The organism is Bacillus sp. 05T31, assembly GCF_056396725.1.
The window spans coordinates 1-22,928 of record NZ_JBFTMA010000005.1 but is presented as its reverse complement, the minus strand read 5'-3'; the positions used below and the strand labels follow the sequence as shown (position 1 = coordinate 22,928).

Annotated in this window: 22 protein-coding genes and 1 other annotated feature; of the genes, 8 read left to right on the top strand and 14 right to left on the bottom strand. The window is 39.3% G+C overall.

The window, feature by feature from the left end; genetic code table 11:
• The coding region (locus tag AC1DJR_RS00815; protein WP_477001854.1) for a molybdopterin molybdotransferase MoeA at nt 1–1,013 on the bottom strand (1,013 nt) is incomplete at its 3' end.
• Between the two features lie 83 nt (nt 1,014–1,096).
• Here AC1DJR_RS00815 and moaC point away from each other — a divergent pair.
• Nucleotides 1,097–1,582 (top strand): cyclic pyranopterin monophosphate synthase MoaC, encoded by a 486-nt coding sequence (moaC, locus tag AC1DJR_RS00810; protein ID WP_002112363.1) that lies wholly within the window; start codon nt 1,097–1,099, stop codon nt 1,580–1,582.
• Nucleotides 1,583–1,624: 42 nt separating this feature from the next.
• Here moaC and AC1DJR_RS00805 read toward each other — a convergent pair whose 3' ends face one another.
• The 6 genes from AC1DJR_RS00805 to AC1DJR_RS00780 form a co-directional block, all read right to left on the bottom strand.
• Nucleotides 1,625–2,638: a molybdopterin-synthase adenylyltransferase MoeB gene (locus AC1DJR_RS00805; RefSeq protein ID WP_002067678.1), complete on the bottom strand. Its 1,014-nt coding sequence runs from the start codon at nt 2,636–2,638 to the stop codon at nt 1,625–1,627.
• A 16-nt stretch (nt 2,639–2,654) separates the two neighbouring features.
• Nucleotides 2,655–3,668 (bottom strand): GTP 3',8-cyclase MoaA, encoded by a 1,014-nt coding sequence (gene moaA, locus AC1DJR_RS00800; RefSeq protein WP_477001853.1) that lies wholly within the window; start codon nt 3,666–3,668, stop codon nt 2,655–2,657.
• Between the two features lie 175 nt (nt 3,669–3,843).
• Nucleotides 3,844–6,666 carry a BclA-related collagen-like exosporium protein gene (locus AC1DJR_RS00795; RefSeq protein WP_429691756.1) on the bottom strand — a complete coding sequence of 941 codons (2,823 nt, stop codon included), beginning with the start codon at nt 6,664–6,666 and terminating at the stop codon, nt 3,844–3,846.
• Between the two features lie 120 nt (nt 6,667–6,786).
• Nucleotides 6,787–7,110 (bottom strand): hypothetical protein, encoded by a 324-nt coding sequence (locus AC1DJR_RS00790; RefSeq protein ID WP_113734076.1) that lies wholly within the window; start codon nt 7,108–7,110, stop codon nt 6,787–6,789.
• 20 nt (nt 7,111–7,130) lie between these two features.
• A complete protein-coding gene (locus tag AC1DJR_RS00785) occupies nt 7,131–7,355 on the bottom strand; it encodes a spore germination protein (RefSeq protein ID WP_016106394.1) in 225 nt (74 codons plus the stop codon).
• Nucleotides 7,356–7,586: 231 nt separating this feature from the next.
• Nucleotides 7,587–7,892, bottom strand: coding sequence for a rhodanese-like domain-containing protein (locus tag AC1DJR_RS00780; protein ID WP_429686622.1), 306 nt, complete (start codon nt 7,890–7,892; stop codon nt 7,587–7,589).
• 199 nt (nt 7,893–8,091) lie between these two features.
• Between AC1DJR_RS00780 and AC1DJR_RS00775 the strand changes: the two genes are divergently transcribed.
• On the top strand, nt 8,092–8,274 hold the full coding sequence (locus tag AC1DJR_RS00775) for a hypothetical protein (protein ID WP_002129493.1): 183 nt from the start codon (nt 8,092–8,094) through the stop codon (nt 8,272–8,274).
• Between the two features lie 48 nt (nt 8,275–8,322).
• On the opposite strand, the gene AC1DJR_RS00770 is transcribed toward AC1DJR_RS00775, so the two are convergent.
• Nucleotides 8,323–9,447: a homoserine O-acetyltransferase family protein gene (locus AC1DJR_RS00770; protein ID WP_429686621.1), complete on the bottom strand. Its 1,125-nt coding sequence runs from the start codon at nt 9,445–9,447 to the stop codon at nt 8,323–8,325.
• Nucleotides 9,448–9,599: 152 nt separating this feature from the next.
• Here AC1DJR_RS00770 and AC1DJR_RS00765 point away from each other — a divergent pair, with 152 nt between their 5' ends.
• The 5 genes from AC1DJR_RS00765 (at nt 9,600) to AC1DJR_RS00745 (ending at nt 14,771) form a co-directional block, all read left to right on the top strand.
• Entirely contained in the window at nt 9,600–11,648 is a 2,049-nt protein-coding gene (locus AC1DJR_RS00765) for a spore germination protein (RefSeq protein WP_477001852.1), read from the top strand.
• Between the two features lie 16 nt (nt 11,649–11,664).
• The gene (locus AC1DJR_RS00760) at nt 11,665–12,765 is read left to right on the top strand and encodes a spore germination protein (protein WP_289404778.1); all 1,101 of its coding nucleotides are present in this window, start codon (nt 11,665–11,667) and stop codon (nt 12,763–12,765) included.
• Entirely contained in the window at nt 12,735–13,820 is a 1,086-nt protein-coding gene (locus AC1DJR_RS00755) for a Ger(x)C family spore germination protein (protein ID WP_131246873.1), read from the top strand. Before AC1DJR_RS00760 ends, AC1DJR_RS00755 begins: the two co-directional genes overlap by 31 nt.
• A gap of 93 nt (nt 13,821–13,913) precedes the next feature.
• The gene (locus AC1DJR_RS00750) at nt 13,914–14,099 is read left to right on the top strand and encodes a hypothetical protein (RefSeq protein WP_002129504.1); all 186 of its coding nucleotides are present in this window, start codon (nt 13,914–13,916) and stop codon (nt 14,097–14,099) included.
• Between the two features lie 249 nt (nt 14,100–14,348).
• On the top strand, nt 14,349–14,771 hold the full coding sequence (locus AC1DJR_RS00745) for a pyrophosphohydrolase domain-containing protein (RefSeq protein WP_002034433.1): 423 nt from the start codon (nt 14,349–14,351) through the stop codon (nt 14,769–14,771).
• Nucleotides 14,772–14,815: 44 nt separating this feature from the next.
• Here the strand turns inward: AC1DJR_RS00745 and AC1DJR_RS00740 are convergent, their stop codons facing one another.
• Nucleotides 14,816–15,805 carry a VrrB protein gene (locus tag AC1DJR_RS00740; protein ID WP_429686619.1) on the bottom strand — a complete coding sequence of 330 codons (990 nt, stop codon included), beginning with the start codon at nt 15,803–15,805 and terminating at the stop codon, nt 14,816–14,818.
• Between the two features lie 158 nt (nt 15,806–15,963).
• Between AC1DJR_RS00740 and AC1DJR_RS00735 the strand changes: the two genes are divergently transcribed.
• The gene (locus AC1DJR_RS00735) at nt 15,964–16,392 is read left to right on the top strand and encodes a GNAT family N-acetyltransferase (RefSeq protein ID WP_429686618.1); all 429 of its coding nucleotides are present in this window, start codon (nt 15,964–15,966) and stop codon (nt 16,390–16,392) included.
• A gap of 27 nt (nt 16,393–16,419) precedes the next feature.
• Here AC1DJR_RS00735 and leuS read toward each other — a convergent pair whose 3' ends face one another.
• The 5 genes from leuS to AC1DJR_RS00710 all read right to left on the bottom strand — a co-directional run.
• Entirely contained in the window at nt 16,420–18,828 is a 2,409-nt protein-coding gene (gene leuS / locus AC1DJR_RS00730; RefSeq protein WP_477001851.1) for a leucine--tRNA ligase, read from the bottom strand.
• Nucleotides 18,829–18,893: 65 nt separating this feature from the next.
• Nucleotides 18,894–19,112 (bottom strand) — a binding site (T-box leader).
• A 198-nt stretch (nt 19,113–19,310) separates the two neighbouring features.
• Complete coding sequence (locus AC1DJR_RS00725) at nt 19,311–20,504, bottom strand: MDR family MFS transporter (protein WP_429686616.1); 1,194 nt, start codon at nt 20,502–20,504, stop codon at nt 19,311–19,313.
• Between the two features lie 190 nt (nt 20,505–20,694).
• Complete coding sequence (locus AC1DJR_RS00720; RefSeq protein WP_103458208.1) at nt 20,695–21,918, bottom strand: cation:proton antiporter; 1,224 nt, start codon at nt 21,916–21,918, stop codon at nt 20,695–20,697.
• A 3-nt stretch (nt 21,919–21,921) separates the two neighbouring features.
• Nucleotides 21,922–22,419, bottom strand: a complete 498-nt coding sequence (locus AC1DJR_RS00715) for a cation:proton antiporter regulatory subunit (RefSeq protein ID WP_477001850.1) — start codon at nt 22,417–22,419, stop codon at nt 21,922–21,924.
• A gap of 41 nt (nt 22,420–22,460) precedes the next feature.
• The coding region (locus tag AC1DJR_RS00710) for a tyrosine-type recombinase/integrase (protein WP_477001849.1) at nt 22,461–22,928 on the bottom strand (468 nt) is incomplete at its 5' end.

The window sequence follows — 22,928 nt, the reverse complement described above, 5'->3', positions numbered from 1 at the left end:
CTATATACGTGAGGCTCCTTCACATGCAAATACGATTTCAAAATTTGATGCAAAAATAATTCGAAACCTACATAACAAGCTGACGGATTACCTGATAAACCRAARAGTARCTTTCCATCAACTTCAGCTACTGTCGTTACACTCCCMGGTCTCATCGCTATTTTATTAAAGAGTACATTCGCCTGTAACCTTKCATAAATAGCYGGYAARTAGTCGTAATCYCCTACTGAAACACCGCCCGTTGTAATTAAAATATCAACCTCATCCATCGCTGATTTAACAGCTGTAAAACATGCATCTAACTCATCGGCAAGTTGTCCATAGTAACGCACTTTTCCGCCAGCTTTCATAATTTGAGCGGCAATCATGTAAGAGTTACTATTTCTAATTTTTCCTGGTTCTAACGCCTCATGCACTTCTAGTAATTCGCTGCCCGTCGTTACAATACCGACAACAGGCTGTTTTACAACTTTCACAGTGCTATATCCAAACGTCGCTAATAATGCGGCAACACCTGGATTGATTACAAAACCTTTCTTAACGAGGACTTGATTTTGTTTTATATCTTCTCCTTTAAATGACACATTGTCACCGTTTTGGAAAGGACGTTTTAACTTCATATATGTACTTTCGTTCCTCTCGAATCCTTCCGTCAGTTCTAGCATTACGACTGCATTGCAATCTTCTGGAATAGCTGCTCCTGTCATAATACGAACCGCCTGAAAGGCCCTTACTTCTTCTGCAAAAACAGATCCTGCTCCGATCTCTCCTATTACTTCAAATTCAACTGGCTGCTCTTGACTCRCTTCCTTCGTATCTTCTKCTCGAATTGCGAAACCATCGTAAGGAGAACGATCAAAGTGAGGAACGTCGTGATCTGATACAACATCCTCYCCAAGAATCCTCCCGTAACTTTCTGTAATAGAAACTTCTTCTACTTCACCATRCTTAGCGTATTTCATAACCCGCTCTACWGCCTCTGCAACTTGAATCGGGATTCGTTTTTCTACCATTGTTTCTCACCTCATATTTGCAAAATATCTAATCTCGATTACACTTTATATATTAAATMGCAATTACTTCAAGGAGGAATTCCATGTCTTCATTCACACATTTCAACGACCAAGGRCGCGCTAAAATGGTTGATATAAGTGACAAAAAAATAACCGTTCGAACAGCAATAGCATGCTCTAGCATTCTCGTTACAAAAGAAATTTTTGATAAAATCTCTCACAATGAAATTGGTAAAGGTGACGTATTAGCTGTCGCACAAATCGCAGGTATTATGGCTGCAAAACGTACTTCTGATATTATCCCAATGTGCCATCCTTTATTATTAAAAGGTGTTGATGTCTCTTTCGATTGGAAACAGTCAGAAGAACAATATCGGCTACTTATTGAAGTAAAAGTTAAAACAGAAGGTAGTACCGGCGTTGAGATGGAAGCTTTAACAGCTGCTTCCGCTACCGCTCTTACTGTATATGACATGTGTAAAGCCGTTGATAAGGGTATGATTATTGGCGAAACGTACTTACTTGAAAAAACGGGCGGAAAAAATGGAGATTATATTAGAAATTCTTAATCCTACCTTTTCCATTTGAACCTAAAGGATTCCCCTTTAGGTTCAACCTATATATCTTGCATATAGTCGTTTCGCAACATTCATATCATTYGTMCCATGAATAAAYGCCCTRCCRTCTGTAAATAAAACAAAACGATATTCTTCCACTGGAAATGATAATAAATACGGCGTTGCTTTTACATCCACACTTTTTTGTAAGCGCTTTTTAATTTCTTCTAAATTAAAACCCTGACGCACACCTGGACGGATTTGAACTGTATTTCGCCCACATAATACTTCTGTTTTCGTTTGTGCTTCAAATGTTAAACTCGGATATGTACGTAACTTTCCACAAGATAAACATGTATCCTTTTTCTGTCTATTCACTTTAAATGCCATCTGCTGATTATTCCAAAGATCAAATGATAGCATCGTTTCACGAAGTGCCTCAAAATCTTCTACTAATATTTTCAAGGCTTCCGTTATTTGATGTGCAACTACTAATTGCACTGCTGGCTGTATAATACCGGCCGTATCACATGTCGCTCCGCTCGCTGGATGCTCCATTAAACATCGAAAGCACGGCGTTTTTCCTGGCAAGATTGTATAAGTTACTCCGTAACTTCCAACACATCCTCCGTATATCCATGGAACGTTATACATCTGCGATATATCATTAATAAGAAGGCGCGTTTCAAAATTATCTGTCGCATCTAATATTAAATCTACACCTTTAATTAATTCTTCCATTTCTTGCACCGTTACATCAGTCACAACCGGTACAATTTCTACTTCGGAATTAATTGCCTTTAAATGTTCTGCTGCCGCTATTGCTTTCGGTTTATAATGCTTTGCATCTTCTTCTGTATATAATTGTTGCCTTTGTAAATTACTCCATTCTACATAATCACGATCCGCAATTGTTATTTTTCCAACACCTGCYCTAACAATTGCTTCTGCATTCGCTGCTCCGAGTGCACCAGCACCGATAACGAGCACATGCTTCCCTCTTATTTTCCGTTGCCCTTCTTCCCCAACACCAGAAAATAACATTTGTCTTGAATATCGCTCTTGCATACGACATCCCCCTTTCTTATCCTCCTATATAAGACATTTCAATTTTCGGACGATTTTTCGCACTTTCTTCTGTCCGTTCATCCGAATACCTATCTTTTCTATTCACCCACACATCTTGTATAACGCTTAATAACTCATCATCCGAAAGATTTCCTCTAAGAAGTTTCCTTACATCTAATCCTTCTGTCGCAAATAAGCAAGTATAAAACTTTCCATCTGCTGAAATTCTCGCTCTCGTACAAGAGGAACAAAATGACTCAGAAACAGAAGTAATAAAACCGACTTCAACATTTGTTCCAACGTACTGATATCGCTTCGCAACTTCACCGAAATAATGCGCTTCAGCTGGCTCAAGCGGATACACTCTATGAATCATCTCGATCAATTCTCGCTTTGTAACCACTTGATCGAAATTCCATCCATTCGTACTRCCAACATCCATAAACTCAATAAACCTAAGCGTGATTCCTTGYTCTTTAAAATACGCAGCMAYTGGAAGTACTTGATGATCGTTCATCCCTTTTTTCACAACCATATTTACCTTTACTTCCAGCCCCGCCTCTTTCGCTGCTTTAATTCCCTTAATCACAGGTTTCGTATTAATATTTCGACCATTAATGTTCCTAAATATATCGTCATCTATTGCATCTAAACTAACATTTACTCTATGTAATCCAGCTTCTTTTAATGCCTTTGCTTGTTTCGTTAAATGAATAGCATTTGTCGTTAATCCTATATCTACTAATCCATCAATTTTCACAAGACGTGCAATAAGTTTTGTTAAATCTTTACGAAGCAGTGGTTCGCCACCAGTAATTCTAATTTTTCGTACACCGATGCTAACAAACACTTTTGCCAAACGCTCAATTTCATCGAACGTTAGTAAAAACTCATCTTTCAAAAAAGCATAATCAGGCCCAAATACTTCCGCTGGCATACAATATGTACATCTAAAATTGCAACGATCAATGACAGATATGCGTAAATCTTGAAGTGGGCGTCCAAAAAAGTCTTTAACCTTCTCCTGCATCGCCACCCTCCCTTTCTGCCAAATTTCTCTCTTTTCATTCAATTATAATATATTTTCGAACTGCGATGTTTTTGCTAAGGTGAATAAAGTGAAACTTTACTAACCAATTAGACTATCTACAAGTAACGAGATAAAAAAACCTTGAAACATAAAAGTTCCAAGGTTTTTTTGCTTATTAACTTAATCTAATAATAGTTAGAGTAGCTCCTGGCGTTGTTGTAGATAATGTAGCTATTGCAACTAATCCAAATAACTGCAGACTAATAGCAGCTCCAGCAGGCAAGTTAGCAATTATTGGTGCACTAAATGAACCAGTAGCCACTGCCGGGGAGTTTATCGTTCCCGCAAGCGGACTGCCATTTACAGTTATACGAGAACTTACAAGTAATCCTGCCGTTAAATTAATTGTATAGGCTATATAATAATTCCCTGCATTCGCAACTGTAAATACAGTATTTCCACCACTAACAGTTATTCCTGGTCCAATATTTTGATTGTTCGGTAATGGGATATTCGTACCGCCTAATAAAACGGAAATAGCAGTTCCTGATGTATTATTCGCAAATGCATATGTTGCAGTTGTACTAACTCCAGTCACCCCGGTCGCTCCAGTGGCTCCTGTTGCTCCCGTTGGACCTTGGATTCCTTGTGAACCTGTTGGACCCGTGCCTCCTGTTGGACCTTGTGAACCTGTTGCCCCCGTTGGACCTTGAATTCCTTGTGAACCTGTCGCYCCTGTTGCTCCCGTTGGACCTTGAATTCCTTGTGGGCCTTGCGCTCCTGTTGGACCCGTGTCCCCGGTTGGGCCTTGTGGACCTTGTAAACCTTGCACACCTTGCGGACCCGTTGGACCTATTTCTCCTTGCACACCTTGTATTCCGGTTGGGCCTTGTGGACCAGTCGGACCTTGCACTCCTTGTATCCCTTGAATTCCCTGTGAGCCTTGTGCTCCGGTTGCTCCTGTTGCCCCTTGTATCCCTTGTGGGCCTTGACCTCCTTGGATTCCTTGAGGACCGGTTGGACCTTGGATTCCTTGCGGGCCTTGAATTCCTTGCGGCCCTTGATCTCCCGTTGCTCCAGTTATACCTTGGATCCCTTGTGGACCTTGAACACCTTGCGGACCGGTTGGGCCTATGTCTCCTTGTACTCCTTGTATTCCTTGTGGACCCTGCAGCCCCGTTGCTCCTGTTGCACCAGTTACTCCAGTTGCTCCGGTCACACCCGTCGCCCCTGTTGCTCCCGTATCTCCTACTCCTCCCGTTACACCTGTCGCCCCTGTCGGACCAGGTGGTCCACCGGATGGACCTGTCACTCCCGTCGGACCTGATGGACCTGTTGGGCCAGTCGGTCCGGCTGGGCCTCCTGATGGACCCGTTACACCTGATGGACCCGTTACTCCAGTTGCCCCTGTAGTCCCTTCCCCTGTCGCCCCTGTTGTACCCGTATCTCCAGTTACTCCTGTCGGCCCTTGGATTCCTTGAATTCCTTGTGGGCCTTGCACCCCTTGCGTACCCGTCGGTCCTTGAATTCCTTGGATTCCTTGAATTCCCTGTGAACCCATTGGACCTGTTGGACCTATATCCCCTTGAGTACCTTGCACTCCTTGCGGGCCCTCTGGACCTGTTGCTCCTATATTCCCTTGAACACCTTGAACTCCAGTTGCTCCTTGTGCTCCGGTTGCTCCTGTTATACCTTGAATCCCTTGTATTCCCTGAATTCCTTGTGGACCTTCTGGACCTGTTACTCCTATTGGTCCTTGAATTCCTTGGATTCCTTGTGAGCCCTCTGGACCTGTTGCTCCAGCTGGTCCTGGCACTCCTTGTATTCCTTGCGGACCCTGAAGTCCTTCTGGGCCTTCTGGGCCTGTTGGTCCTATATCACCCATTGGTCCTTGAATTCCTTGGACTCCTTGTGAGCCTGTGTCCCCGGTTGGACCAGGTACCCCTTGTATTCCTTGTGGGCCTTGATCTCCTGTTGCTCCTGTTATACCTTGAGGTCCTATGGCCCCTTGTATACCTTGCGGACCTTGATCTCCAGTTGCCCCCGTTATCCCTTGAATTCCCTGAACCCCTTGGATTCCTTGTTCACCAGTTACTCCTGTCGGACCTGGAATACCTTGAATACCTTGCGGACCTTCTGGACCCGTTGGTCCAATTGGCCCTTGAATCCCTTGTATTCCTTGCAGGCCCTGTGCTCCTGTTTCTCCTGTACTTCCACTCGGACCTGTATTTCCAGTCACTCCCGCACTTCCAGTTACTCCAGTATTTCCAGTTACTCCAGTATTTCCAGTCGCTCCTGTCGCACCTGTACTTCCACTCGGTCCACCTCCTGGCCCTGTCGCACCAGTTGCTCCAGTCGGACCTGGAGGTCCTCCAGATGGGCCAGTTATCCCTGTTGGACCTGTTATTCCAGTCGGACCACTAATCCCCTGACCAGTCGCTCCTGTTGCTCCCGTATTTCCACTCGGTCCTTGTGGGCCTTGTATCCCTTGAGCTCCTTGTATTCCTTGTGAACCTGTTGCACCCGGTACCCCTTGCACTCCTTGAATTCCTTGAGATCCCTCTGGCCCGGTAGCTCCAATCGGCCCCTGTAATCCCTGTATCCCCTGTATACCTTGTGCCCCAGTCGCTCCGGTTGGACCAATTGGACCTTGTAGCCCTTGCACTCCTTGAGGTCCTGTCGCTCCAGTTTCTCCCTGTGGTCCCCTTAATCCTTGTGGTCCCTGCTGTCCTTCTGGTCCTGTTGCACCTATTTGTCCAGCTGGTCCTTGAATCCCTTGCACTCCTTGCGGTCCTGTCGGTCCCATCTCTCCCACCGGACCTTGAAACCCTCTCGGTCCTTGAGGGCCAGTCGGACCTTGTGGACCTGTTGGACCTGTAATCCCTATACCCGTAAATCCAGTTGGAACAGGAGGGAAAGTAGGCCCAATAAGTTCTGGTGGAATTCTCAAATTAGAGTTTAACGAATGTTGTTTCCCTTTATTATCACGATTTTTCACACTTTCACCACCTACAAACCATCTTTTTCACACTAGATAAACCTCTTCTTCTTAATCTATTTACAAAAATAATCTCCAAGACTATTTTTTATTTTAAATAATAAAAACTCCCTTAATTCCTTAGGGGAGTCCAGCTGTTGAATCCATATTATCTGTATTAGGAACACTTTGTACTATATTTGATACATTTGCACCTTGATCCGTATTTGTTCCTGTTAGATTACTAGCAGGAGTACCTCTCGTATACGTTGTCGTCACACTATCTCCCGGTTGTAAACAAAGCTTCGTTTCAGTTCCTATTATCGTAACAACATCAATCCAAGTACAACCCATTGAACCACTATACGACTTCGAGGCAGTAAACGAAGTATCACTCAAATTATCACCCGTAAATATATTCCCAGTGTTATTAACGATAATAAACTCTTTTATATGTGCTGGCATACTTACACTCTACCTCTCCTTTACGAACCTAATGTACGTGTACTTGTTGCTAATGGCGGAAGGAATACTGATGTTCTAATCACCGCTTCTGGCTGCCTTTTCCCATTTAAAAAAATAGCCGCACTCGACCCTCCAGCACCCGCATATATTTTTGCCACAGCTAAAGGTGAGATATCATAACAGTCACCAACATTAACAGCTCCTGTATTATTTATAATTTTCACTTTACGCATGTTAATTCCCATTTACCTATCCCCCTTTTATCCCGCTATTTACGAGCAGTAAGACTCCCACCTCAAAATTTGGCTGGGACAAAGAAGTTAGGTGAGATATCAACTGCCCGTAAACGCCCGATTGGTGAAGGCTAATAATCAGTGGGGGATGAACAAAACCCCTACTGATTAAAGTTTCACTTTATACACTGTATGCAAAAGAAAAAAACTTGAAACAAACACGTTTCAAGTTTTTGCAGCTACTTATTTAGTTTCGCCTTCATATTGAAGCATACCGCCAACCATATTCACTGTTTTAAATCCTTGCTCATTTAAATAATGGCATACATTTTCACTACGCATTCCCGAACGGCAAATAAAGATATATTCATTCTCTTTCTCAAAGAAATCTACTTTATTTGGAATATCGCCCATTTTAATATGTATAGCTTCCGGAATTTTCCCTGCCGCTACTTCTTCATCTTCCCTTACATCTACTAAAAATAATGTTTCTTCATTTTCTAAACGCTTTTGCACTTCTTCTGTAGTAATTGTTTTTACTTCTGTCATATGTAGTTCCTCCTTATATACAATAAAACCTTCAGTTTCTTCTTTAAACAAACATTTCTCATCAATTTTAGCACGCGAAGGAAGGAACGCAAAGAATGGAACATTTATTTCTCAATTTCCCTGCAAAACTTATTCTTTACAAACATAACTGRCGCATTGTATCCTCAATATACTTGTTTGATGAAAGGAGCCAGTTAAAATGACACTTTTTCTTTTCATTATGGGCATCATTTTCTTAGTTTTTGCAGTTATTGCTCTTAGTATGAAAAATAATAAAAAGATAAAATCCCCTCAAGAAATGTCATTCTTATTTCTATTACTTAGTATAGCTTTCTTCGGTTTATCAATCGCTTCATATATTTTCCGTCTGCAAATCATGTAAAAAAAGGTGCCTACTATAAATCATGCACCTTTCCACATTAATTATTTCCTACACTAAACTAGATACTTTCCGATTTAAAAACTCATAAACTTTCTTTTCAAATAAATGAATATCTAACGCTCCTGCCATATGCCCATTTATACTTTCTATCTCATATACTTCTGCGTACTTCCCTTGCTTTTGCAATATTTCTACCATTTTATAATTGTAACGAGGCGGCTGAAGTAAATCTTGTTTGCACGGAATCATGAGTACATTCGCTTCTATATTAGAAAGAGCCTCTTCTAAAGAAGAAAATCCATGCGCAATATCATGTAATAAGACTGCTTTTGTAGTATACATCCATGAATTTGCATCTACTAAATCTATACTTTTGCATGTCACTTTATTTATCTCTTTCTCAAATGATGTTAATGCAGAAAATTGTTGATAAGGTACCATTTCTATACTGTTCCGCGGGAATGCCTTTTCATAAAAATGTTCATCAAATGCGTTCATAAACATCATTTTATTCGCTAAATGAAGCCCCTTCGTTGGTTGCTCCTCTCCGTACTTTCCACCTTTCCAATTTGGATCAAGCTGAATTGCTTCAATCGCATTTTGCGCTACATTTCCCGACGTTATAATTGGATTTTGTGGATTCGTAATAACTCCAATCACTCGCTCTACCATATGAGGATAGTGAACAGCCCATTGCTGCGCAATCATCCCACCTGCCGATGGTCCCATTACAGCATGTAGCCTAGCAATCCCCATATCTTTTATTAACTCATATTGCATACGTGCTACATCTAAAAATGTGAAAACTGGAAAGTCCATCGCATACTCAAAACCAGTCATCGGATTTATCGATTTTGGTCCCGTTGTAATCACGTAAGGGTTCTTCACCTGTACATTACAAAGGTTATCAGTACATATAACGAAATATTTATTTGTATCAATTGCTTTTCCAGGTCCAATTAATCCATCCCACCAACCAGCTTCCTCATCATGCTCTGTATATTTTCCTGCCGCATGACTTGTTGCACTAAAATAGTGACAAACCAAAATCCCATTTGATTTTTCTCTATTTAAAGCACCATACGTCTCATACCCCATTTGAACAGGAATCTCCCTACCATTTTCAAACACAAATTCTTTTAAAACAAACTTCTCCTTTTTTACAATTTGCACAGACTCGCCTTCTTCCCGTCATTTTATGAACTGCTTACTAAAGGTTTTTTTCTATGCAAGCCAATCTCCTCTTTCTTTTCATAAATAAATGAATAATATACAAAATTAGCCACAAAATAGCACTATATTACACAATCAAAGAGGGCATACATATGATTTGGAATTGGTTACGTAAGAAAAAAAACTCAAATACAAAAGAGACAGCTGATTTGAAACAACAGTCTGATGATCAAAAGGAACATAACAAAGATAAGAATGACGAGCCAAAAAGTAAGGAACAAACTGATGCTTCTTCTCAAGACAAGCATCAAAATTCTAAGCAACAGGATTCTTCTCAAAACAAACAGCAAAATTCTAAACAAGAGGATTCTTCTCAAAACAAACAGCAAAGCTCTAAACAAGACGATAATTCTCAAAACAAACAGCAAAATTCTAAACAAGAGGATTCTTCTCAAAACAAACAGCAAAGCTCTAAACAAGACGATAATTCTCAAAACAAACAACAAAATTCTAAGCAASAKGATWCTTCTCAARACAARCAGCAAARYTCTAARCAAGAYGATAMTTCTCAAGACAAACAGCAAAATTCTAAGCAAGAKGATWCTTCTCAAGACAARCAGCAAAATTCTAARCAAGAGGATCATTCTCAGAACAAACAGCAAAGCTCTAAACAAGAGGATTCTTCTCAAAACAAACAACAAAGCTCAGAAAGTAACAGCATTTATGACTTTAGCAAACCAGAAAATGACCATATTCATTCTCTACAAGATTTAATAGAGAAGCTGAAACAGTCTAGTGATTTTGTTAATTACCATACATCTGACGATGAAACGATGCCTTATTGGATTTCTTACTATCGCCCTTCACTTGATGGTGAGAAATTGCAAAAGTATTTAATGCCTACTCTAATGGAACGTCCTTGCGCTTCATTAGAAGAATTAAAAGAACATATTCCAATGAGTGGTATTACAATTACGAACGACTTACAAAAAATTGAGGACATGGTTTTAAAAGGACATGCAATTATTCAATTAAATCAGCAAGATCAAAAGTGTATGCTTGCAAATATTGCAATTGATACTTACCGGGCACCAAGCCCTCCATTAAATGAATCAACAGTTATCGGTCCGCAAGAAGGTTTTGTAGAAGCTATTGATACAAATATTAATTTAGTCCGTAAACGCCTTCCTGTTTTAGAGTTACAAACAAAAGAGATGATTATTGGAGAGTTTTCAAAAACAAAGGTTGTGATGATGTATTTAGACAACCTTGCAGAAAAAGATAATGTAGAGTTTCTAGAAGAATCATTACGTGCTCTCGAATACGATCAAATTAATGACAGTGCCTATATACAAGAGTTAATGGGTGAAAAATCGATTTTCCCACTCTATATAAATACAGAGCGTACTGACAGAGTTACAAAGGCACTTATTGATGGCAAAATCGCTATTTTTGTTGRTGGTTCTCCAAGTGTCCTTTTAACTCCTGTATCATATTTCGATTTTTTCATTTCACCAGAAGACTATAACGTTTCTTGGCTATACGCTACATTCTCAAGGATTTTAAGATTGCTCGCTGTTCTATTCTCAATTTGTGCAACTCCATTATACGTTGCAGTTTTGAATTATCATTATGAATTAGTTCCGAGTGACTTACTTGAAACATTGATTTTATCAAGGGCTCAAGTACCATTTCCACCTTTAATAGAAGCACTTTTCTTGGAACTTGCTATTGATTTATTAAGAGAAGCTGGCGCTCGATTACCTATGAAGGTCGGACAAACGCTCGGTATTGTAGGCGGTATTGTAATTGGGCAAGCATCTGTACAAGCTGGTTTAACGAGTAATATTTTATTAATTATCGTTGCCCTATCAGCACTCGCTTCCTTCATTACACCGATTTATAAAATGGGTAACGCTGTTCGATTACTACGTTTCCCATTTCTTGCATTTGCAGAAATAGGTGGGCTTTTCGGTATATCTCTTGGATTTATCTTTTTATTTACCCATTTGTTTAGACTTACTTCTTTACGTAAGCCGTACGCTCTCTTTTATCCAACGAGACAACAATCCTTTAAAGATTCTTGGATTCGTTTTCCATTAACAATGATTGATACACGAGATGTTCAAGCAAGACCGCAACACGTAAAGAAAGCAACTAATGGAATTTCTACGAAACATACGTCAGATTTTGATGATTAAGAAATGAGGTGCATCGATGAGTAAAATTAAAGCAGAACACCAAATATCACCCGTCTTCGTTTTCTTTTTAATTCACGGTGCACAATTCGGTGCCGGCGTCCTTGGGTTTGCCCGTATTATTGCTAAGGCTGCTGGATATGACGGTTGGATAGGAGTCTTCATCACAGGAATCATCATTCATATTCTCCTATGGATGATGTATTTCTTGTTAAAAGAAACAAACGGAAATTTAATTGATTTACAGCGACAAACGTTTGGAAAATGGCTAGGAAACGGCATTAATCTCATCTTTATAGCCTATTTTTTAACCGTCAGCATTTCTGTCATTCGAACATACGTTGAAATTATTCAAGTGTGGATGTTTCCTACCGCTTCAACTTGGATGTTAACACTCTTCTTATGCTTAGTTAGCTATTACATTATCTCTTCTGGATTTCGTGTAATTACCGGCATTTGTGTCATCTCAGTTGGTGGTACATTGGGATATTTATTTCTTAGCCTATTCGTTTTGAAATACTCTCACTGGCCTAATTTACTCCCTATTTTCACACATTCTTTTTCAGATATTTTAAAAGCCGCCCAGCTGTCAATCTACAGTATGACAGGGTTTGAGATTTATCTTATGATTTATCCATTTGTGAAAAATCCTAAGCAATCTCATAAATTCGCTCAATACGGAGCACTATTTTCAAATCTTCTATATTTATTTAGTACCCTTTTAGCCTTTTCGTTTTTTAGTGAAAAACAATTATCAAAAACAATATGGTCACAACTTTCCATGACACAAGTAATCCAACTTCCTTTCATAGAAAGGCTAGAGTACATTGCAATCTCAGCTTACGCTCTCGTTATTGTTACAAGCTCTATCCTTCCTTTATGGGCTGCGACAAGAGGAACACACGAAATATTTCGTGTAAAACAAAGAGGTGTTTTAATTACTTTTTTGCTCATTACCCTCATTGTTTCACAGCTTTTAACGAACAGACATGATATTAATGACTTTATTAGTAATGCATCAAGGGTTAGTTTTTGGCTTATTTACATATACATCCCAATTCTATTTATTATTGTGTGGGTGAAAAGAAAATGGAAAAAATCAAAAGTAAAAGTAAATTAATACTTATTTCTTGTATAACACTCTTCAGTCTAACTGGATGTTTACAAAAAAATATTATCGATGATGTACAACTTATTCAAGGAACTGTATTTGATGTAGCAAAGGATAATAAAGTAAAAGTGACATTCGTTTGTCCCATTCAGAAAAAAGGTAATAAAGTTCAAGTCTTCGAAGGAACTGCAAACGCGGTAAAACAAGTAAAAGCAGACACATCTTTAGAGTCTTCTCAACCATTTGCCAGCGGACAAATGCGGGTTGCTCTATTTACTACAAGAATTGCTAAAAAAGGATTATCAACTTCCTTTGACACGTTAATTCGTGATGTGAATATCGGGAACTCTATGTATGTCGGTTTATTAGAGGGAACAGGGCTAGACTTACTAAAAGGTAAATATACAACATCATCTAACGTTGCCATTTATATAAAGAAAATGTTAGACCATAATATGAAAACGGGTCCTTTACCTACTGACAATCTACATTTAGGAGCCTATCGATATTATCGTGAAGGTCAAGATTCCTATTTACCAATCCTCAAAAAAGATAAAGATAAAATAAAAATTACTGGCATCGGCCTTTTAAAAAAAGATAAATATGTTGGGAAAATTAATTATCATGATATGTTTGCCTTTAAAGGCTTATTGGAAAAACACCGATTAGATTCACATGAATTTAAAGCAAACTCCGGATACACAATCATTAATAACATTCGATCCGTCCCAACTTACCAAGTAAATATAAAAGACGGAAAACCATCATTTTTCATACACGTCAAACTAGAAGCTCGTATTCAAGAACTATCTAAACAGTTCAACTTAGACAATAAAAAGAATACACAAAAAATAGAAAAAACGATTGAAAAACAATTAGATGCAAAAGCTAATAAACTAATTAAACAGTTTAAATCTTTGAATGTAGATCCACTCGGCCTCGGTGCAAGGTATAAAGAACATTATCGTCCATTTAAATTAGAAGAGTGGAGAAAAATGTACAAAGATGTTCCCATTACAATAAAATACACAGTTAACATTACAAATTCTGGCGTAATTGAATGATAATGATTGAACTCCTCCCTCCGGCATGATACAACGGAGAGAGGAGTTTTTCATTACCAAATATAGAGAGAAAAGATATTTACGGGGGAGCTTATGTCCAAAAAATTAGTAAAGCCTATTTTAAACGGTATTTTATTTCTCGGCGTCTTTTTATTTGCTCATACATACTTAAAAAATGTTTCTTTCACACGTTATTTACTTGTAGTTATACCAATGCTACTCATCGGAATGTTTGGCATCGATCTTATTTTATCCGTTTTAATTAAGAAAGAAGAATAACGAGCGAACATCTTATTTCTCATAAGATGTTCTTTTTATTTAATAACTACCTTATGTTACAATAAAGTGAAACTTTAATCAGTGGGGATTTTGTCCATTCCCCACTGATTATTAGCCTTCACCAATCGGGCTTTTACGGGCAGTTATCTCCCACCTCGCTTCCTCGCATTTGCGACTTTTGAGGTGGGAGTCTTACTGCCCGTTAATGCGGGATAAAATTCGGCATAACGTAAGAAAGGATGAAACAACATGACAAACGAAAAAGGTTTAGATAAAGGATACGAACTTGTTGCAAAAATGCATGAAGAATTCGGACATCCTGTGACAAGTACTCCAACAAAACTAACAGAAGAGCGTGCAAAAATTCGTGCTAGCTTTATGCAAGAAGAGCTAGAAGAATTTCTAGAAGCAACAACTGTTGAAGATCAATATGATGCACTTATTGACCTTATTTACTTTGCATTCGGAACGTTTGCAGAAATGGGCGTACGTCCAGATAAAGGATTCGAAATTGTAAACAATGCTAACATGGCAAAACTATTCCCTGATGGAAAGCCTCGATTCCGCGAGGGCGACGGCAAAATTATGAAACCAGAAGGATGGCAAGCACCAGAACCACAACTTCGTGCGGAAATCGAACGCCAACGTCAAGAGGCAGAAAAAAACTGCTAGGATCTCCTAGCAGTTTTTTATTATTTCTTTTTTCCTTTGGTCTATTAATGACCCACGTGTCCCGCGTGTCCTGCTGCTCCACCAATGCTAGCTGCTCCGGCAGCTGCCCCGGCTCCTCCTGCTCCAATTCCACCTGTCCAAGGAGAAGATTGTTGCTGTTGATATTGTTGATATTGTTGGTGTTGCTGGTGTTGCTGGTGTTGCTGGCCGTGTTGACCTTGATGATGGTGCTGGCCTTGATGATGGTGCTGACCTTGGTGATGGTGCTGGCCTTGGTGATGATGTTGGCCTTGGTGATGGTGCTGGCCTTGGTGATGATGTTGGCCTTGGTGATGGTGTTGACCTTGATGAGTTTGATAAAGGACAGCCTGCGGGTGAATTTGATGATGACCTTGGTGATGTACTTGTTGCTGATGGTGGCCTTGGTGTTGATGATGGCCTTGGTGACCATGATGACCATGGTGTTGATGATGGCCTTGGTGACCATGATGATGAGTTTGATAAAGGACAGCCTGCGGATGAATTTGATGATGACCATGATGATGTACTTGTTGTTGATGATGGCCATGATGCTGATGATGGCCGTGTTGTTGATGATGACCGTGATGGCCGTGATGCTCATGATGTACATGTTGACCGTGATGGCCGTGATGCTCATGATGCACATGATGACCGTGAACACCTTGAGGGAATCCGCCGATCCCACCTGCTACAACACCAACGCCAGGTACAGGAAATCCTGTTTGTACACCGCCAACGAAAGATGGGAATGTAGTTGGCATACCTACAGGAACTCCTCCTTGTGCACCTCCTACTAGTGCCGGAAATCCTGTTTGCGCTCCAGCTACTGACGTTGGAAATCCTGTTTGTACACCCGCCACTGACGTCGGAAATCCTCCAGCTGCTCCTCCCATCCAACTTGGRATTCCGCCATATCCGTGTTGACCCTCTCCTCCCATGAACATCATTTGTCCATAACTATCCGATCCACCTCCGAAGAAGCCATGTGGTGCATTATTGTCCATCCCTTTCATTCCTTTCACCTCTTCTGTTCAATTTAACCTACCTTTTTTATCATATTTTCTATAGAAGAATAGGTGTTTGTCTATATGGGAATTCCGCGCCTTTTTCTTCGTTCTTCATTCATGATAAACTAAATTAACTGATTATTTTTTAAAAGGAGGCGTTTTCGTTGGAGAACGTAGCAAAAGCTTCCATCGACGATTTAGATTCAATCTTACATATAGATGTTGATGTAATCGGAGACGATAGTAGACGAGATTATATTAAACACGCTATTGATGAAGGAACCTGCATCATTGCAAAAGAGGACAATTCCATTTCTGGTTTTCTAACATACGATACAAATTTCTTTGGTTATACTTTCCTCTCATTAATCATTGTTTCGCCAACGAAAAGAAGACAAGGTCATGCAAGCTCATTAATCTCATATATGTTAAGGCATTCTCCTACTCAAAAAATATTTTCTTCAACGAACGAATCGAATACAAATATGCAAAAAGTTTTTAAAGCGAATGGATTTATGCGTAGTGGAATGATCGAAAACTTAGATGAAGATGATCCAGAGCTTATTTTTCACGCAAAAAAGCTCAGAGCATAAACGCTCTGAGCTTTTATTAATAATTAATTAGTTTGCAACAACGTTAACAAGTTTTCCAGGAACAACAATTACTTTACGAACTGTTTTCCCTTCAATTTGGTCTTGAATTGCTTCAAGTGCAAGTTGTTCCATTTCTTCTTTTGATGCGTCTTTACTCATTGTTAATTTTGCGCGAACTTTGCCCATAATTTGAACAACGATTTCAACTTCATCTTCTACAAGTTTAGACTCATCAAATGTTGGCCAGCTTGCATATGTGATTGTTTCATTGTATCCAAGCTTGCTCCATAGTTCTTCCCCGATGTGAGGTGCAACTGGTGCAATCATTTTTACAAAACCTTCTACATATTCTTTCGGAAGTGTTTCAGCTTTGTATGCATCGTTGATGAATACCATCATTTGAGAAATCGCTGTGTTGAAGCGAAGCTCTGCATAGTCTTCTGTTACTTTCTTCACTGTTTGGTGGTAAGCTTTTTCAAGCTCTTTATTTGGTGCATCAGTGATTTTCTCACTTAATTCACCGTTATCTTGAATGAATAGGCGCCATACACGGTCTAGGAAACGACGAGCTCCGTCAAGACCATTTTCAGACCAAGCGATTGAAGCATCTAATGGTCCCATGAACATTTCGTATAGACGAAGTGTATCTGCACCGTGGCTTGCTACAATATCATCAGGATTTACAACGTTACCTTTTGATTTACTCATTTTCTCGTTGTTTTCACCTAAGATCATACCTTGGTTGAATAATTGTTGGAACGGTTCTTTCGTTGGAACTACACCGATATCATATAATACTTTATGCCAGAAACGAGCATATAGTAAGTGAAGTACAGCGTGCTCTGCTCCGCCAATATAAATATCAACTGGAAGCCATTGTTTTACTTTTTCAGGATCTACAAGTGCTTCGCTGTTGTTTGGATCGATATAGCGTAGGTAGTACCAGCAGCTACCAGCCCATTGTGGCATTGTATTTGTTTCACGACGACCTTTTTTACCAGTTTCAGGATCAACAACATTTACCCACTCTTCAATGTTTGCAAGTGGTGACTCACCTGTACCTGAAGGACGGATGTTCTCTGTTTTCGGAAGAACTAATGGTAATTCTTCTTCTTTCACAGCTGTCATTGTGCCATCTTCCCAATGGATTACTGGAATTGGCTCTCCCCAGTAACGTTGGCGGCTAAATAACCAGTCACGTAGACGGTACGTTACTTTTTGATTTCCTGCGCTTGTTACTTCAAGCCAYTCAATCATTTTYACAATTGCTTCTTCTTTATTTAAACCATCAAGGAATGCTGAGTTTACGTGCGCACCATCACCTGTATACGCTTCTTTCGAAATGTCTCCGCCTTTTACAACTTCCTTCATTGGAAGATTGAACGTTGATGCGAATTCATAGTCACGCTCATCGTGAGCTGGAACTGCCATTACAGCACCTGTTCCGTAAGTTGCAAGAACATARTCAGCGATCCAGATTGGTAATTTCTCACCRTTYACTGGGTTAACTGCGTAAGCACCAGTGAATACACCAGTTTTCTCTTTCGCAAGTTCTGTACGCTCTAGGTCACTCTTCATTTTTACAGAATTAATGTAAGCTTCCACAGCTTCTTTTTGATCCACTGTTGTAATGTCAGCAACAAGCGCATGCTCTGGAGCAAGTACACAGTAGCTTGCACCAAATAGTGTATCAGGACGCGTTGTGAAAACTGTGAATTTCTCATCTGTACCATCGATGTTGAAGTGTACTTCTGCACCTTCAGAACGACCGATCCAGTTACGCTGCATATCTTTTAAGCTTTCTGGCCAATCAAGCTCATCTAGATCTTMTAATAAACGATCTCCGTAAGCTGTAATTTTTAACATCCACTGTCTCATCGGACGACGCTCAACTGGATGTCCACCGCGCTCACTCTTACCGTCAATTATTTCTTCATTCGCAAGTACTGTACCAAGTGCTGGACACCAGTTTACAGGTACTTCATCAACGTAAGCTAAGCCTTTTTCAAATAGTTTCAGGAAGATCCATTGTGTCCACTTGTAGTAGTTTGGATCCGTTGTATTTACTTCACGATCCCAATCATAAGAGAAGCCTAATGCTTTAATTTGATTACGGAACGTATTAATATTAAGCTCTGTAAATTCAGCCGGGCTGTTCCCAGTATCAAGTGCATATTGCTCTGCTGGAAGACCGAATGCATCCCATCCCATTGGATGAAGAACATTATATCCTTGCATACGCTTCATACGAGATAAAATATCTGTCGCTGTATAACCTTCTGGATGACCTACGTGTAAGCCTGCACCTGATGGATATGGGAACATATCTAGTGCATAAAATTTTGGTTTTTCTGTCTCATCTGGCGTACGGAATGTTTTATTCTCTTCCCAATGACCTTGCCACTTCTTCTCAATTTCTTGATGATTAAAGCTCATGAGATACCCTCCTTGAAATTCTATTTATTTTCACCGCCCAAAATACAAAAAACCTCTCATCCCTAGAAAGGGACGAGAGGTTATAGATTCCCGCGGTACCACCCTAAATTAATGTAATAAATACATTCGCTTAGATCCGTAACGTGGATTAACGGCAATTGCTACTAATGATTTCACAACTGCAACTCAAAGGCGAGTTCATAACGAAACGTGGATTGACTTGCACCGACCGTCAACTCTCTAAACCAGCTTCTATTACTACTACTCCTTCTCACTGTTATTACAAATATGAGTTAATGTGAACTACCCACCACTTAGTATCTCTTAAGAGCCTACTTGAAGCGAGGGCTTCTCGGTTAATCGTTACTCTTGCTAACTAACGAATTCGTCTTAGGACAGCCGAGCTAACTCCCTTGTTCCAAAGGATATTTTATTACTATTTATTTAAATATATTCTAAAACATGTTGCATGTTCCGTCAAACTAAACTGCAATTTTTTCTTCAACTGTTTCTTCTACTTTTACTCGTCTATCATAAATACTCGTTGCTATAAGCGCTACTACAAGCATTACCATGATCGCAATAAACAATACTTCCATATTGTATAAGTCAACAATCGCTCCGCCAACGACCGGTCCGAACATTTTCCCTACAGTCGCTGCGCTATTTACAACACCTTGATAAAATCCTAGCTTATCTTTCGGTGCAAGTATATTTGCGATGGTCGGAACTGCCGGCCATACGAATAATTCACCAATTGTTAATGTCACCATCGCAACGAGAAACATCGTAAATTGCTGCGCTTGGCTTAAAACAATAAACGACACCGCAAAAATGACGATTCCAATCATAATTTGTTGTTTTAAAGAACGCTTCATCCAGCGAATTAACATACTAACAAGTGGCTGCGCACAAACAATCATCGCTCCGTTTATCGTCCATAATAAACTATAATGGCGGAGGCTAATATCTAATTCTCGCATATGAGTCGCAATTGCCCCTTGCCACTGTACGTATGTAACCCAGCATAAAGCATATGCTACACATACGATTAGAAGCGCTTTGAAGCCAGGTGTAAGTGACCAACCTTTTTTCGTTTCGGCTTCTTTTTGTACCTCTTGCTCTTTTTTTGCTTCCATACCACGAAATCCAATAAACGCAATTAAGAAGAAAATAAAATATAAAATAAAGTTCGCTAAGAAAATATAATCAAAACGATAAGACGCAACTAATCCACCGCACGCTGTTCCAATCGCAATCCCAACGTTTTGTCCAACATACATTGCATTGAACGCTCGTCTCCCACCTTCTGGCCAAACCGTACCGACCATCGCATACATCGATGGAAACACCATTCCAGAACCGAATCCGATTAATGCTAGCCACACAACATATAATGGCCAACCATGGAAAAATACAAGACCTAAAATCGATACAAGTGTAATGACAATCCCTACTAAAATTGATTTATAACCGCCCCATTTATCAAATAAAACACCGCCGAGCAAGTTTCCGATTACACCAGTAAGCGAGTTGATCATTAATACCATTCCGGCTACTGATAAAGATTTCCCTAAACTATCATGTAAGTAAATTGTATTAAAAGGCCATAAAAAAGAAGCACCCGTGACATTAATAATCATCCCAGCTACTAATAGCCATACTTTCCTTGGCATAGTCTCCCCTCCTATTCTCTTTTTTTCGTTCATATATATAACAGTAAAATTGTAGTCGTTTTTAAATAGGAAGGCAACTGATTAATAGTTGATGAAATTCAGATAATAGCACAAAGACGATTAGAATGTATTCTAATCGTCTTTGTAAAATATTAATCTATAAATAATGGAATCGTTCCCTCGCGAAAGGTTATCCAACTTCCTTTTTACGTTTTGCACTTTCTTTAGCACTCCATTTAAATATTTTGTCTAGTAGAGAGTATATTCTCCCAGACTCCTTCGTTAATAATGGCCCTAGCGACGCCAATATTAAAACATATAAAGCTGAGAATGGTTTAATCGTTGCCATTAAGCCACCCGCTATTCCGAGATTCGCGACAATAATGGAGAATTCCCCACGTGATATAAGTGTTAAACCGATATTCGTAGAAACCTTATGCGATAACCCGGCTTTACGCCCTGCAATCATTCCAGCTGTAAAATTACCGATGAGAGTAATGAAAACTGCTCCTAATGCCAACCATACTGCTCCTCCAAGCGAAAACGGATCTATACTTAAACCGAAGCTGAAGAAAAATATAGCTCCAAAGAAATCACGAAACGGGACGACGAGATGCTCGATCCGGTCACTATGCTCTGTTTCTGAAAAGACGAGTCCTAACAATAAAGCCCCAATCGCTTCCGCAACATGAATTGTTTCTGAAAATCCTGCTACAAAGAATAAAATAGCGAATATTACGATAATAAAAATTTCGTTTGACGAAATATCTAATACTTTATTTAGAAACGGCGTAGCTTTTCTAGCGATTACAAAGAATAGTAGCATATACCCTACCGCGATTAACACCGATGTAAGAGCACCTACAAATGATGTTGCACCACCGAGTACTAACCCTGAAACGACTGATAAATATACAGCTAAAAAGATATCATCAAACATAATGATTCCTAATATTAATTCAGTCTCTTTATTACCAGATCTTCTTAAATCAACAATTACTTTTGCAACAATTGCACTCGATGAAATTGTAATGATTCCAGCAATAATTAACGTTTCTAATAAGGGGAAGCCCATAACATATCCATAAAGTAAACCTAATATGAAATTAAGCGATATATGAACACTACCCCCAAAAGCAATCGACTTTCCTGATTTAATTAATTTTTTTATTGAGAATTCTAAACCTAAATAGAATAAGAGGAATATGACGCCAACACGGCCGAGGAAGGAAATAACTTCTCCGCTTTCAATAAACCTTAAATCGATAAGTCCTAAATCTGGGGCATGAGGCCCCACTAACATACCGAGTATAATGAGAAACGGAATAATCGAGAACTTTAACTTCGCAGCGAGGATAGCTGCAAAAGCTACTAATACTAACGCAGTTCCAACTTCAAAGATTAAAGTATCCATCGATTAGGAATCACCTCCTGCTGAAAGCAATTCATTAATAATTCTTTTCACTTCATGTCTTTCACCCGACAATACGAGCATATCGCCAGCTTCAATAATAGAGTCTGGACCTGGATTAAAGAATTTCTTCATATTCTTTTTCAAAATAGCAATGATTGTTACGTTATATGTTTTTCTAACGTGTAAGCTACCAATTGTTTTTTGTACCACTGGTGCCTTATTTTCTACTTTAAACCATTCAATTGATAATCCTTCAAAAGCCATCTCAATCGTGTCTAAAGCTTGTGGCCTATATACCATCCCGCCTAATATAGCCGCAATTTGTCTTGCTTCAGAATCGCGAAGAGAAATGCTTGAAATACTCTCATCATGATCCGCATCAAAATGRTAYATTTCCCTTCTTCCATCATCATGAATAACAATAACCATTTTTTCATTACCCTTTGTTATAACTTCAAATTTACATCCAATGCCCGGTAGTTCACACTCTCTAATATTCATATTCCCGCCTCCTAAATTTTTTTAGTTACGGCTCTTCCCTTTTACAAATCTACATCAATCTCTGTTTTAAATTTTTCATCTTTTGATATCCCTAAATACTTGAGCGTCTCTGACGGAGTCGCGTGATGAAAATGTTTTTGCAACAGCGCGATTGCTATTCCTCTTTTATATGCATGAAATCCAAATGTTTTTCGCATTGAATTCGTTCCAATCTTACCAAGTATTCCAACCGCTTCAGCCGCACTATGAATAACACGATACGCTTGTTGGCGCGAAATTGAATTTGGTGTTTTATTAGATTGAAATACGTAATTTTCTCTTTGAATGTCAAAAGATTGTACGTACGCTAAAAGCGCCTCTTTTACTTTTGAATTTACATAAATATCTTGTTTAAACTTTTCATCTTTCACAGGAAGAGAATAAAATTCTTTAACAGTTCCATCTTCATTTAATACATCTTCAAATTTAATGTTCAGTAGTTCTGTAATTTTTAATCCAGTGTTAATTCC